This window comes from Microbulbifer litoralis, from assembly GCF_023634065.1.
GTDB classification, from domain to species: domain Bacteria; phylum Pseudomonadota; class Gammaproteobacteria; order Pseudomonadales; family Cellvibrionaceae; genus Microbulbifer; species Microbulbifer litoralis.
The window spans coordinates 1-12,896 of the sequence record NZ_JALKCV010000024.1; the positions used below are offsets into that span (position 1 = coordinate 1).

General features: G+C 61.5%; 11 protein-coding genes and 3 tRNA genes. 2 read left to right on the top strand and 12 right to left on the bottom strand.

Going from position 1 to position 12,896, the window contains the following annotated elements:
* Nucleotides 1–70 precede the first annotated feature (70 nt).
* From MWN76_RS20540 to MWN76_RS20585, 10 genes are all read right to left on the bottom strand, one after another.
* Nucleotides 71–147, bottom strand: a tRNA-Pro gene (locus MWN76_RS20540).
* 166 nt (nucleotides 148–313) lie between these two features.
* Nucleotides 314–670 (bottom strand): MerR family transcriptional regulator, encoded by a 357-nt coding sequence (locus MWN76_RS20545; RefSeq protein ID WP_250465018.1) that lies wholly within the window; start codon nucleotides 668–670, stop codon nucleotides 314–316.
* Nucleotides 648–956 (bottom strand): integration host factor subunit alpha, encoded by a 309-nt coding sequence (gene ihfA / locus MWN76_RS20550; protein WP_250465020.1) that lies wholly within the window; start codon nucleotides 954–956, stop codon nucleotides 648–650. Before ihfA ends, MWN76_RS20545 begins: the two co-directional genes overlap by 23 nt.
* A 130-nt stretch (nucleotides 957–1,086) precedes the next feature.
* A complete protein-coding gene (pheT, locus tag MWN76_RS20555) occupies nucleotides 1,087–3,516 on the bottom strand; it encodes a phenylalanine--tRNA ligase subunit beta (RefSeq protein WP_250465022.1) in 2,430 nt (809 codons plus the stop codon).
* Nucleotides 3,517–3,678: 162 nt separating this feature from the next.
* Nucleotides 3,679–4,692 carry a phenylalanine--tRNA ligase subunit alpha gene (gene pheS, locus MWN76_RS20560; RefSeq protein WP_250465024.1) on the bottom strand — a complete coding sequence of 338 codons (1,014 nt, stop codon included), beginning with the start codon at nucleotides 4,690–4,692 and terminating at the stop codon, nucleotides 3,679–3,681.
* Nucleotides 4,693–4,903: 211 nt separating this feature from the next.
* On the bottom strand, nucleotides 4,904–5,263 hold the full coding sequence (gene rplT / locus MWN76_RS20565; protein WP_020413350.1) for a 50S ribosomal protein L20: 360 nt from the start codon (nucleotides 5,261–5,263) through the stop codon (nucleotides 4,904–4,906).
* A gap of 36 nt (nucleotides 5,264–5,299) precedes the next feature.
* Nucleotides 5,300–5,494, bottom strand: a complete 195-nt coding sequence (gene rpmI / locus MWN76_RS20570; protein WP_250465026.1) for a 50S ribosomal protein L35 — start codon at nucleotides 5,492–5,494, stop codon at nucleotides 5,300–5,302.
* A 181-nt stretch (nucleotides 5,495–5,675) separates the two neighbouring features.
* The gene (gene infC, locus MWN76_RS20575) at nucleotides 5,676–6,215 is read right to left on the bottom strand and encodes a translation initiation factor IF-3 (protein WP_345780085.1); all 540 of its coding nucleotides are present in this window, start codon (nucleotides 6,213–6,215) and stop codon (nucleotides 5,676–5,678) included.
* A gap of 38 nt (nucleotides 6,216–6,253) precedes the next feature.
* Complete coding sequence (thrS, locus tag MWN76_RS20580) at nucleotides 6,254–8,182, bottom strand: threonine--tRNA ligase (protein WP_250465030.1); 1,929 nt, start codon at nucleotides 8,180–8,182, stop codon at nucleotides 6,254–6,256.
* Nucleotides 8,183–8,352: 170 nt separating this feature from the next.
* A tRNA-Val gene (locus MWN76_RS20585) sits at nucleotides 8,353–8,429 on the bottom strand.
* 474 nt (nucleotides 8,430–8,903) lie between these two features.
* On the opposite strand from MWN76_RS20585, the gene MWN76_RS20590 reads away from it, so the two are divergent.
* The gene (locus MWN76_RS20590; RefSeq protein WP_250465032.1) at nucleotides 8,904–9,902 is read left to right on the top strand and encodes a DMT family transporter; all 999 of its coding nucleotides are present in this window, start codon (nucleotides 8,904–8,906) and stop codon (nucleotides 9,900–9,902) included.
* Nucleotides 9,903–9,986: 84 nt separating this feature from the next.
* Here the strand turns inward: MWN76_RS20590 and uvrB are convergent, their stop codons facing one another.
* Nucleotides 9,987–11,993, bottom strand: coding sequence for an excinuclease ABC subunit UvrB (gene uvrB / locus MWN76_RS20595; protein ID WP_250465035.1), 2,007 nt, complete (start codon nucleotides 11,991–11,993; stop codon nucleotides 9,987–9,989).
* Between the two features lie 270 nt (nucleotides 11,994–12,263).
* On the opposite strand from uvrB, the gene MWN76_RS20600 reads away from it, so the two are divergent.
* Nucleotides 12,264–12,339 (top strand) — tRNA-Asn (locus MWN76_RS20600).
* A 219-nt stretch (nucleotides 12,340–12,558) separates the two neighbouring features.
* Here MWN76_RS20600 and MWN76_RS21100 read toward each other — a convergent pair.
* A complete protein-coding gene (locus tag MWN76_RS21100; RefSeq protein ID WP_284500781.1) occupies nucleotides 12,559–12,690 on the bottom strand; it encodes a hypothetical protein in 132 nt (43 codons plus the stop codon).
* Nucleotides 12,691–12,896 lie beyond the last annotated feature (206 nt).

The following is a 12,896-nucleotide window of genomic DNA, read 5'->3' on the forward strand; positions in this document are numbered from 1 at the left end:
GATAGAGGATAGAGGATAGAGGATAGAGGATAGAGGATAGAGGATAGAGGATAGAGGATAGAGATTGAAATGGTCGGGGTGGCCGGATTTGAACCGACGACCACCACACCCCCAGTGTGGTGCGCTACCAGACTGCGCTACACCCCGACAAAGGCTAAACCAACCACTCTTCTGATCGCCTGGATAGGCGCTAAGTGCTTGATTTATAAGGAGACATCGCATTGCGATGAGGCGCAAATCATACCGAAGTGGGGCGGGATTGCAAGCCCGGATTTGCGCCTTTTTGGAACCCTGTTGCGGGTGCCCTACCCGCTCAGGTTTCGAGCAGTGTCAGCACCCCTTCCAGCTCCGCGATCACCTGCGGCAACACCTGCTGCAGCTGCACGCTCTCGGCCTTCTGGCTGCCGGTTTCCATCTGCAGGCGGGCGCCGCCGATGGTGTAGCCCTCTTCGTACAGCAGCGCGCGGATCTGGCGGATCAGGATGACGTCCTGGTGTTGGTAGTAGCGGCGGTTGCCGCGACGTTTGACGGGGCTCAGTTGCGGGAACTCCTGTTCCCAGTAGCGCAGCACGTGCGGTTTTACCGCGCAGAGCTCGCTCACCTCTCCGATGGTGAAATAGCGCTTGCCGGGAATCGTGGGCAGTTCGCTATTGTGACTGGCTTCCAGCATCTTCTTCTACTCGTGCCTTGAGTTTTTGTCCCGGTTTGAAGGTAACCACGCGGCGGGCGGAAATGGGAATTTCCTCCCCGGTCTTGGGATTGCGGCCGGGGCGCGGGCTTTTATCGCGCAGGTCGAAATTGCCGAAACCGGACAGCTTTACCTGCTCGTTATTTTCGAGCGCGTTGCGGATCTCCTCGAAAAAGTATTCGACGATCTCTTTGGCTTCGCGTTTGTTAAAGCCCAGCTCTTCGTACAGTTTTTCGGCGAGCCCGGCCTTGGTCAGTGCCTCTGTCATTGGTTCCTACCAACTGATTCAGAGGCGTCGACTCCGGATCGGAAGCGGCCCAAACCGCGGCGGCTTTCAACCCGGTAGCAGACGCTCTCGGGATGCCTACAACCTGCATCCCGGAGCATCTTGCTCCCTATCAGCGCAGGCTGGCGTTGTATTTTTGTTCTAGTGTACCGACCACCGCATCTACCGCGGCATTGATTTCTTCGTCGTTAAGGGTGCGCGAGGGATGCTGAAACGTCAAGCCCAAAGCAACACTTTTTCTATTGAAATCAATACCTTTGCCCTGATAGACGTCAAAAATCTTGAGGTCCGTCAAGGTTTCACCGGCAGTCTCGACGGCGGTTTCCACCAGGCTGGCGGCGGGGACATCGGCGTCGATCAGCAGGGCCAGGTCGCGGCGCACTTCCGGGAACCTGGACAGCGGCTGGAGGGCTGGTACGCGGGTCTCGCCCAGGGCTTCCAGGCTCAACTCAAACACGAAAGCCGTTTTGGGCAGGTCCAGTTTTTTCTGCAGTTGCGGGTGCAGCGCACCCAGCACACCCACCTCGGTGTCGCCGCGCAGGATGCGGGCACACTGTCCCGGGTGCAGCGCCGGGTGTTCGCCGGCCTGGAAGCGGAACTCGCTTTCGGCGCCAGCGGCTGCACCTCCGCCGAGATAGTGGGTCAGCAGTGCCTCTACGTCGGCCTTCACATCGTAGAAGTCGACCCAGTCCTTGCCGCCGGTCCAGTTCTCGGCGTAGCGCGGGCCGTAGGCCAGGCCGGCGAGCATCGGCTCCTGTTTGAGGGCCTCACCACCGGACGGAGCGCCGCCCGACGGTTCGCCGCGCGGAACGAACCGCAGGCCGGTCTCGAACAGGCGCACGCGGGGCTGCTGGCGGTTGAGGTTGTACTGCAGGGCCTTGCACAGGCCGGGCAGCAGCGAGGTGCGCATCACCGCCAGATCGGCGCTGATGGGGTTCTGCAGTGCCACCGGCTCGGCCTTGGGGTCGAACAGCGCCGAGGTGTCGCTATCGATAAAGCTGAAGGTGATCGCCTCGCTGTAGCCGCGCGCCAGCAGGGTGTCCTGCAGGGCGTCTTCGTCGACCTGGCTTTCGGCGCGGGGCTCGATCGCCAGTTCGGCGCCGAAGCTCTCGCTGGGGATGCGGTTATAGCCGTAGACGCGCGCCAGCTCCTCGAGCAGGTCGGCCTCGATGGCGATATCGAAGCGGAAGCTGGGCACCAGGAAGGTCCAGCCGTCGGCGTCGCTGTCGATCTTTTCCAGCCCCAGACGGGTGATGATATCGACGATCTCGTCGTCGGCCAGGGAGATACCCAGGCCCTTCTCCACCCTGGCGCGACGCAGGGTGATATGGCGCTCGGCGGGCATGGTTTCGGTCAGCTCGCGCAGGTGTACCGGGCCGGGTTCACCGCCGACGATCTCCAGCAGCAGCTGCGTGGCGCGCTCGGTGGCCTTCTCTTGCAGGTGGTAGTCGACGCCGCGCTCGAAGCGGTGCGAGGAATCCGTGTGCAGGCCGTAGGAGCGGGCCTTGCCGGCGATGGCCAGCGGATTGAAGTAGGCGCTCTCGAGGAAGATATCGCGGGTGCCTTCGGTCACCGAGGAGTCCAGGCCGCCCATGATGCCGGCCATGGCCAGGGGCTTGTCGTCGTCGGCGATCAGCAGTGTGTCGGGCTGCAGCTTCACTTCCTGGCCGTCCAGCAGGGTCAGTGCCTCGCCCTGCTCTGCCATGCGCACCTTGATGCCGCCACTGAGCTTGTTCAGGTCGAAAGCGTGCATCGGCTGGCCCAGTTCCAGCAGGACGTAGTTGGTGACGTCCACCACCGGGTCGATGGCGCGCAGGCCGGCGCGGCGCAGGCGCTCCTGCATCCACAGGGGCGTGGTGGCACTGGCGTCGATATTGCGGATCACGCGGCCCACGTAGCGCGGGCAGGCATCGCCGGCGGCCAGGGAGACCGGCAGGCTGTCGTCGATCTGCGCGGCCACCGGGGCGATTTCCGGGCCTTCCACCGGGCAGCGGTTGAGGACGCCCACTTCGCGGGCGATACCGGCGATGCCGAGGCAGTCGGAGCGGTTGGGGGTCAGGTCCACTTCGATGGCGACGTCGTCCAGCTGCAGGTATTCGCGCAGGTCTTTGCCGGTGGGGGCGTCTTCGGGCAGCTCCCAGATGCCGGCGCTGTCTTCACCCAGTTCCAGCTCGGTCTGGGCGCAGAGCATGCCTTTGCTTTCTACACCGCGCAGTTTGGCTTTTTTGATTTTGAAGTCGCCGGGGAGTCTGGCGCCCACTAAGGCAAACGGAATTTTGATGCCGGTGCGGGCGTTGGGGGCGCCGCAGACCACCTGCATTTCGCCGTCCGGGTGGCCGGCGACGGTGCAGACGCGGAGCTTGTCGGCGTCCGGATGTTGTTCGCAGGTGAGGATTTCGCCCACCACCACGCCGGTGAATTCACCCGCGACCGGTTCCACGCCGTCTACTTCCAGGCCGGCCATGGTGATCTGGTCGGCGAGTTCCTGTGCAGTCAGTTGCGGGTTTACCCATTCCCGCAGCCAGGCGTTGCTGAATTTCATAGTGCTGTCTCGTTGTTCCTTGGTAGCGCTGGTTTAGCGCTTATCGTTCTGTTCGACCTTTTTCGCCTGCAGGGCAGGCTCCTACGGCGGGCCTGCGGCCCGCTTGCCGAGCTGGAGCTCCGCGGTCCCGAGTCCCGAGTCCCGAGTCCCGAGTCCCGAGCATTAAAACTGCTTCAGGAAGCGCAGGTCGTTGTCGAAGAAGAGGCGCAGGTCGTTGACGCCGTAGCGCAGCATGGCCAGGCGCTCTACGCCGATACCGAAGGCAAAGCCGGAGTATTTTTCGCTGTCGATATCGCAGGCGGCGAAGACGTTCGGGTGCACCATGCCGCAGCCGAGGATTTCCAGCCAGCCGGTGCCGGAGCAGACGCGGCAGCCCTCGCCGCCGCAGGCGGTGCACTGGATGTCCGCTTCCGCCGAGGGTTCGGTGAACGGGAAGTAGGACGGGCGGAAACGCACCGGCACGTCGGCCTCGAAGAAGGCGCGCAGGAACTGGTCGATGCAACCTTTCAGGTGCGCGAAGCTGATGTCCTCACCAATCACCAGGCCCTCGATCTGGTGGAACATGGGCGAATGGGTCACGTCGGAATCGCAGCGGTAGACGCGGCCGGGGCAGATAATGCGCAGCGGCGGCTCTTTCTTTTCCATGGTGCGGATCTGCACCGAGGAGGTATGGGTGCGCAGTACCGTGGTCGGGTCGATATAGAAGGTATCGTGCATGGCCCGCGCCGGGTGGTGGGCGGGGATATTGAGCGCCTCGAAGTTGTAGTAGTCCTGCTCGACTTCCGGGCCCTTCTCCACCGTGAAGCCGATGCGCTCGAAGAATTCCTCCACGCGCTTCAGGGTGCGGGTAATGGGGTGGCGGTTACCCTGGTCCTCGCCGCGGCCCGGCAGGGTGACGTCGATGGTCTCCTCGGCCAGCTTGGCGTTGATGGCGGCCTGCTCCAGCTCGGTGCGGCGCGCGTTGATCTTGTCCTGCACCTGCTGCTTGGCTTCGTTGATTCTGGCACCGGCCGCCGGGCGCTCTTCGGCAGACAGTTTGCCCAGGCCCTTCAGCAGCGCGGTGATCTGGCCTTTCTTGCCCAGGTAGTCCACGCGCACCTGGTCCAACGCCGCCAGTTCGTCGGCCTTCTCTACCAGTTCCAGCGCCTGGTCAGTGAGGGACTGCAGATCTTGCATCGAGTTGTTCCCGTTTACATTCAGTTTTTCTTGGTGGACCCGCCCTGTGAAAGATAGGACGCACGGGCCATTTTATCTCGTTGCCGCCGCCCGTTTAGCGGACGACCGCATAAAAAAATAGGGAAGGGCCACTACAGCCCTTCCCTATTTTCGTGTCCAGTCTGAAGGCGCCGGTGAATTTCACCGACACCTTTGCAACTGAAGCGGCAACTTAGGCTGCCAGGGCTGCCTTGGCTTTCTCAACCACGGCAGCAAAAGCGGCTTTGTCGTATACCGCCAGGTCCGCCAGGACACGGCGGTCCAGGGCGATGTCGGCCTTTTTCAGGCCGGCGATCAGGCGGCTGTAGGACAGGCCTTCAGCGCGGGACTGGGCATTGATACGAGTGATCCACAGGGCACGGAAGTTGCGCTTCTTGACGCGACGGTCGCGGTAAGCGTACTGGCCGGCCTTGATCACCGCCTGCTTGGCTACGCGGAAGACGCGCGAGCGCGCACCGTAGTAACCTTTAGCCTGCTTCAGAATTTTCTTGTGACGACGACGCGCCTCTACACCACGTTTTACACGGGCCATAACTCTATCCTCTTAACTCTTGTGCGAAGGGGCCAATTACTTGGCGCGCAGCATACGATCGACCAGGGTGGCGTCAGATTTGTTCATAACCTGAGTGCCGCGCAGCTGACGCTTACGCTTGGTGGTCATCTTGGTGAGGATGTGGCTCTTGTTGGCGTGCTTGTGCTTGTAGCCCGCAGCCGTCTTCTTGAAGCGCTTGGCGGCGCCGCTATGAGTCTTTGCTTTCGGCATTTTGTACTCCAAAGTAAAAATGGACCTGTGTGAACAGGTATCTTGGTTAACCACCGCAAACGGTGGCGTTATGAGAGCGGGGAGGCAGCCGTCGCCCAACCGCTTCTCTTAAACCTGAATCCGCGACTTCATGAAGTTGCGGGTTCAGGTCAAGGGAAACCCCGGTATTGCTACCCGGGTCTCACTTTTTCTTCTTGCTCGGCGCCATCACCATGATCATCTGGCGACCTTCCATCTTCGGCCGCTGCTCGACGATGGCCAGCTCTTCCAGGTCTTTCTCGATGCGCTGCATCATTTCCATACCCAGTTCCTGGTGCGCCATTTCCCGGCCGCGGAAGCGCAGGGAAATCTTGGCCTTGTCGCCCGCCTCCAGGAAGCGAGTCAGGTTGCGCAGCTTGATCTGGTAGTCCCCGATATCGGTACCGGGGCGGAACTTCATTTCCTTGATCTGCTGCTGCTTCTGCTTCTTCTTGGCAGCATTTTTGGCCTTTTTGGCTTCAAAAATGTGCTTGCCGTAGTCCATGATCTTACAGACTATCGGATCGGAGTCCGGCGCAATTTCAACGAGATCCAGATTGGCCTTCTGCGCAGACTCGAGCGCTTCATCCAGGGAGACAATGCCTACCTGTTCGCCATCGGCGCCAATGAGGCGCACGTCGCTCGCCTCGATCTGATCATTGATGCGGGCCTTTTTGGACCGTCCCTTGTTGTCTCGTTTAATAGCTTTGGTCTCCCAGTTGCCAACAAGTAATACGTAAACTAAGAATTTTCAATAGACAAACGGCCGCGGCGATCCACGTCCCGCTTGAGGATGTCCAGGAACGACTCGAAGGTCATGGTTCCCAGGTCCTCACCGCTGCGTGTCCGCACGGCGACCGTCTGGTTCTCTACTTCCTTATCGCCGATCACCAGCAGATAAGGAACGCGCTGTAGCGTGTGCTCGCGGATTTTAAAGCCGATCTTCTCGTTTCTCAAGTCAGCTGCAGCGCGGTACTGCAGAGAACCGAGACGCCGCTCCAGGTCACGGCAGTAATCGGCCTGGCGATCGGTGATATTCATGATCGCCACCTGCTGGGGCGCCAGCCAGGCGGGGAAGGCCCCCTCGTAGTGCTCGATCAGGATACCGATAAAGCGCTCGAAGGAGCCCAGCGCCGCGCGGTGCAGCATGACCGGGGTCTGGCGCGAGCCGTCTTCCGCCACATACTGGGCGTCCAGGCGGCCCGGCATGGAGAAGTCCACCTGGATGGTGCCGCACTGCCAGACGCGGCCCAGGCAGTCCTTCAGGGAGAACTCGATCTTGGGCCCGTAGAAGGCGCCCTCGCCCGGCAGCTCTTCCCACGGCAGGCCGGCGGCGTCCAGCGCGTCGGCCAGGGCCTTCTCGGCCTTGTCCCAGCTCTCGTCGGAACCCACACGCTTTTCCGGGCGGGTGGACAGGCGGTAGATGACTTCGTTGAAGCCGAAATCCTTGTAGACCGAGTGCAGCAGCTCCATGAAATCGGACACTTCCGACTGGATCTGGCCCTCGCCACAGAAGATATGGCCGTCGTCCTGCACGAAGCCGCGCACGCGCATCAGGCCGTGCAGGGAGCCGGACGGCTCGCTGCGGTGGCAGGAGCCGAACTCCGCCAGGCGCAGCGGCAGGTCGCGGTAGCTGCGCAGGCCCTGGTTGAACACCTGGACGTGGCAGGGGCAGTTCATCGGCTTGATCGCGAACTGGCGCTCCTCGCTGGTGAGCGAGAACATGTCGTCGGCGAACTTGTCCGCGTGGCCGGATTTCTCCCACAGGCTGAAATCCACCAGTTGCGGCGTCTTGATCTCTTTATAGCCGTAGTCGCGCTGGCGCTGGCGCATGTACTGCTCGATGGTGCTGTAGATGGTCCAGCCATTCGGGTGCCAGAACACCATGCCGGGCGCCTCTTCCTGGATATGGAAGAGATCGTATTTTTTCGCCAGCTTGCGGTGGTCGCGCTTTTCCGCCTCTTCGATGCGGTGCAGGTAGGCCTTGAGGTCTTTCTTGTTGCTCCAGGCGGTGCCGTAGACGCGAGTCAGCATCTCGTTGTTGGCATCGCCACGCCAGTAGGCGCCGGCCACCTTGGTCAGCTTGAAGGCCCTGAGTTTGCCGGTGGAGGGCACATGCGGACCGCGGCACAGGTCTTCGAAGTCGCCCTGGCGATACAGGGAGATATCCTCATTGGTGGGGATATCCGCGATGATCTTCGCCTTGTATTCCTCGCCCTGCTCGCGGAAGTATTTGACGGCTTCGTCGCGCGGCATCAGGCGGCGGCTGACCGGGATATCCTCTTTGGCCAGCTCGTTCATGCGCTGCTCGATCTTCTCCAGATCTTCCGGCGTAAACTGGCGCTCGTAGGCGAAGTCGTAATAGAAGCCGTCCTCGATTACCGGGCCGATGGTGACCTGGGCGCCCGGGTACAGCTGCTTGACCGCCTGGGCCAGCAGGTGGGCGGTGGAGTGGCGGATGATCTCCAGCCCTTCCGGCTGGCGGTCGGTCACGATCGCCAGTTCGGTATCGCGGTCGATCACAAAACTGGTATCGACTTCCTTGCCATCCACCACACCGGCGAGCGCGGCCTTGGCCAGGCCGGGGCCGATATCGGCGGCGACATCGTGTACGGAAACGGGATTGGAAAATTCGCGACGGGAACCGTCGGGGAGAGTGACAACGGGCATTGTACTTCCTTTTCTATCAGTGGCGATCCCTACCAAAGACCGCGTGAACCAATGTGTCTGACCGGGCGCCGCGCAGTTGGCGCCGGCGCAAGCCTCGAACAAGTAACGGGAAATCTTATCGAGGCAACTTTGCAGGACGGTGAAATGCCGGAGTGCAAAGCCTGGGTAAATGGTAGACCCGAGCGGACTTGAACCGCTGACCTCTGCCATGTCAAGGCAGCGCTCTGACCAACTGAGCTACGGGTCTGAAACCTTTGCCGCTTTGGGGGAACCCCCTTGCTGCGAAGAGCGCGAACTTTAGCACCGGTTTTCAGTGTTTTCAACAACTTAGTAAACATTGCCGGTGGAATTTTTATCGACGCCGCAGCCGGGCAAACCGGCGCCGCCATCCCGGCACCCGATACCGCTACCGGGCCGTGGCCGGCGCGGCCCCCTCACCGGGCACACCCCGGAGAACCGGGCAAAACCAGCCAGTCATGGACAGCGGGAAGCCCGTATGGCCTAATGGCCGTGAATCTCATCAGACCCCGAACGGACAATCCGGCAGACATGATCGCGAACAAAGCAGTAAAGATTTTCGCATCGCTAGTGTGGCTGATTCGCTGCACCGGCCTGCTGTCGACTGCCTGAGATTCAACCTCACCCGCAACGACAACAGCCGCGCTGGAAGGCTGTTGTCCAACATCCCTTTCGGCCCGGCACCGACAAAAAAGGGACTACCGTGAACACCCGGCATTTCGCCGCCCCGACCGGCAACGGCTACCTCCTCGCCTTCGCCGCCGCGGGCCTCTTCTCCATCAAGGCCATTTTTATCAAGCTCGCCTACCGCCATGGCGTGGATGTGGAAACCTTCATCCTTTTGCGCATGCTGCTGGCACTGCCGTTTTACCTGGCGATCCTGGCGCTGCTGAAACGCGGCGGCGAATGGCGCCCGGTGTCGCCGCCGCTGCTGGCGACCACCGCAGTGCTGGGATTCTGCAGCTATTACCTGGCGAGCCTGCTGGACCTGCACGGATTGCGCTATATCAGCGCCAACTTCGAGCGCCTGATTCTCTACCTCTACCCGACCATGGTGCTCTTCCTGGGGTGGATTTTCCTGCGCAAGCCGGTGGCACCGAAACAGCTGCTGTGCATCCTCGGCGCCTACTGCGGGATTTTCCTGATCTACTGGCAGGATACCGCGTTCGGCACCGATGCCGCAGCGCCGCCCGCGGTGCCGCTGCAGCCGATCACCTGGGGCGCCCTGCTGACGGCGCTCGCCGCGCTGAGCTTTGCCATTTATGTGACCTTCAGCGAGGGCGCGATCAAACGCCTGGGCAGCCGCCAGTTCACGGCGCTGGCAATGATGGCGGCCAGTATCGCGATCGCCGTGCACTTTGCGCTGCAGGGGAATGCATCGCGGCTGGACCAGCCGCTGCCGGTATACGGTTACGCGCTGGTTGTGGCCTTTGTCTGCACCGTGGTGCCGTCGCTGATGATGAGCGCGGCCATCGAGCGCATCGGGTCGGCGGCCACCGGCGCCGTGGGCACCAGCGGTCCGGTGGTTACGCTGATTGCGGCGGCGTGGGTGCTGGGGGAGCCGTTTACGGTTTACCACCTGGTCGGAATGGTGGTGATTATCGGCAGCCTGGTGCTTTTGAAGCGGGCCGGCGACAGCGGGAAGGTCCGGCCGGCCGCCGGGGTCCAGGGGGGCCCGCTCCTGAACGGCTGGCGCGGTTGAGCGACAATAAATAGACGGTGCGCACGGCGCACCCGACTCCCTCTCCCGCCGGGAGAGGGTTTGGGCAGAGGGGCCGCCGATCGGCTACTGCCCCTCCTTGAGCTTCACCAGCTCGTCGCGGATTTTTGCGGCGGCCTCGAACTCGAGGTTCTTGGCGTGCTGGTACATCTGCTCTTCCAGCTCCTCGATCCGCGCCCAGCGCTGCTTGTCGGACAGCGGCTTCTCGTCCACCTTGTAGGCGCCCTTGCCTTCGGCGACCTTACGCCGCCCTTTGGGAACGCCGGGGGCAATGGCACCCTCCATGATATCGGCGACGCTCTTGCGAATGCCCTGCGGGGTGATGTTGTGCTCGGCGTTGAAAGCCATCTGTTTCTCGCGGCGGCGGCCGGTCTCGTCCAGCGCGCGCCGCATCGAATCGGTGACCTTGTCGGCGTACAGGATCGCCCTGCCCTGCAGGTTGCGGGCGGCGCGGCCGATGGTCTGGATCAGGGAGCGGTCGGAGCGCAGGAAGCCCTCCTTGTCCGCGTCGAAAATCGCCACCAGGGAGACCTCGGGCATATCCAGGCCCTCGCGCAGCAGGTTGATCCCCACCAGCACATCGAACTCGCCGATACGCAGGTCGCGGATAATCTCCACCCGCTCAACGGTGTCGATATCCGAGTGCAGGTAGCGCACGCGCACGCCGCTTTCGCCCAGGTATTCGGTCAGGTCCTCCGCCATGCGCTTGGTCAACACGGTAATCAACACGCGCTGGTCCGCATCCACGCAGCGGTGGATTTCCGACAGCACATCGTCCACCTGGGTCGACGCCGGGCGCACTTCCACCTCCGGATCCACCAGGCCGGTGGGACGCACCACCTGCTCCACCACCTGGCCGGCGTGTTCGGCCTCGTAGGGGCCGGGCGTGGCGGAGACGAAGATCGCCTGCGGCGCCAGTTGCTCCCACTCCTCGAACTTGAGCGGGCGGTTGTCCAGCGCCGACGGCAGGCGGAAGCCGTATTCCACCAGCGTCTCCTTGCGCGAGCGGTCGCCGCGGTACATACCGCCGATCTGCGGCACGGTGACGTGGCTCTCGTCGATAAACAGCATGGCGTCGTGTGGCAGGTAATCGAACAGCGTGGGCGGCGGCTGGCCGGGATCGCGCCCGGACAGGTAGCGGGAATAGTTCTCGACGCCGTTGCAGTAGCCCAGCTCCTGCATCATCTCCAGGTCGTAGCGGGTGCGCTGCTCCAGGCGCTGGGCCTCCAGCAGCTTGTCGTTATCGCGCAGCTGCTTGAGACGGACCTGCAGCTCCTCCTTGATCCGCTCGATGGCGCTGACGATGGTCTCCCGCGGCGTCACATAGTGGGATTTCGGGAAGATGGTGATCCGCGGCACCTTCTGGATCTGCTCACCGGTGAGCGGATCGAACAGCGTGATCTCCTCGATCTCCTCGTCGAACAGCGACAGGCGCACCGCCTCCAGGTCCGAGTCCGCGGGGTAGATATCGATGATATCGCCGCGCACCCGGTAGGTGGCGCGACGGAAGTCCGTATCGTTGCGGGTGTACTGCAGTTCCGCCAGGCGGCGCAGGATGGTGCGCTGGTCCACCAGGTCGCCGCGGTCCAGGTGCAGCACCATCTTCAGGTACTTGTCCGGGTCGCCCAGGCCGTAGATCGCGGACACGGTAGCCACCACGATCACATCGCGGCGCTCGATCAACGCCTTGGTGGCCGACAGCCGCATCTGCTCGATATGCTCGTTGACCGACGCATCCTTCTCGATAAAGGTATCGGAAGAAGGCACATAGGCTTCCGGCTGGTAGTAGTCGTAATAGGAGACGAAGTACTCGACGGCGTTCTTGGGAAAGAACTCCTTGAACTCCCCGTACAGCTGCGCCGCCAGGGTCTTGTTGTGCGCCATCACGATCGCCGGGCGCTGCACCTGCTCGATAACATTGGCCATGGTGAAGGTCTTGCCGGAGCCGGTAACCCCGAGCAGCGTCTGGTGGCTGAGGCCATCCTCCACCCCTTCGACCAGCGACTCGATCGCCTTGGGCTGATCGCCGGCCGGCTTGTATTTGCACACTACCTGGAAAGGACGCGACTCCATAAAAGCTTACCGCCAATACCGTCAATTAAAGCAATCAGCGATTGTAGGACCTCCCCGCCCCGGCCACAAATAGCGCGCACCGCAGCGGCGAATGCCCCGCCAGTCATCGCCCCTGGCGACTTTTTGCGCAAACCGGCCGCAAAAATAAATGCCTGACAAATCAATCAGTTAAAGTGCAAAAAAGGGGTTGACCCACAGGGAGGTGCTCTATACTATACGCGCCATCTGAACGGGACGGCACACAGGCCGGACCGAACAGAAACAAACGATTCCGCCTTAGCTCAGTTGGTAGAGCAATTGACTGTTAATCAATGGGTCGCTGGTTCGAGCCCAGCAGGCGGAGCCAAACAAAACAAGGGCTTAGCTCTCCGGAGCTAGGCCCTTCTTGTATGTGTGTCCACAAAGTGTCCACGCCAGACCGAAACCCGACGGTCACTCAAGAGCGACACCGAACCACTTACCTATCCGGAAAGGCCCGCCGCTAGTGCATTTTGGGCACTTTTGGGGTATGAACCGCCTTGTCACTCCCCTTCATTTATGTGCACTCCGTGAAACGCCCTTGAGATTAAGGGTCCAGCCTTTCCGGGCCATCTCTGGCAATCGCTATTTCATTGATCAAAAAAGTGCCTAAAATCGGCAGGCGTGGGGAGGAGTGAATTTTGGCCTGCTTGCGCGTATAAAAAATAATCAGGCTCATGCAAAGGGAGTTTAGCTATGCGGGTTTGCGGCGGTTGCTGGATGTTGTTTGGCCCTATCCGGGCATGAGGATGATGTGAAGCAGAGTGAAGTCGAGGGTGGCGCAGAATCTTACGCTAATGACGCGCTACAATATACCGCTCATAATAACAAGATTCCTTCAAGTAAAGCATATAAATCTATGGATAAAAGTACAGTTGCATTAAT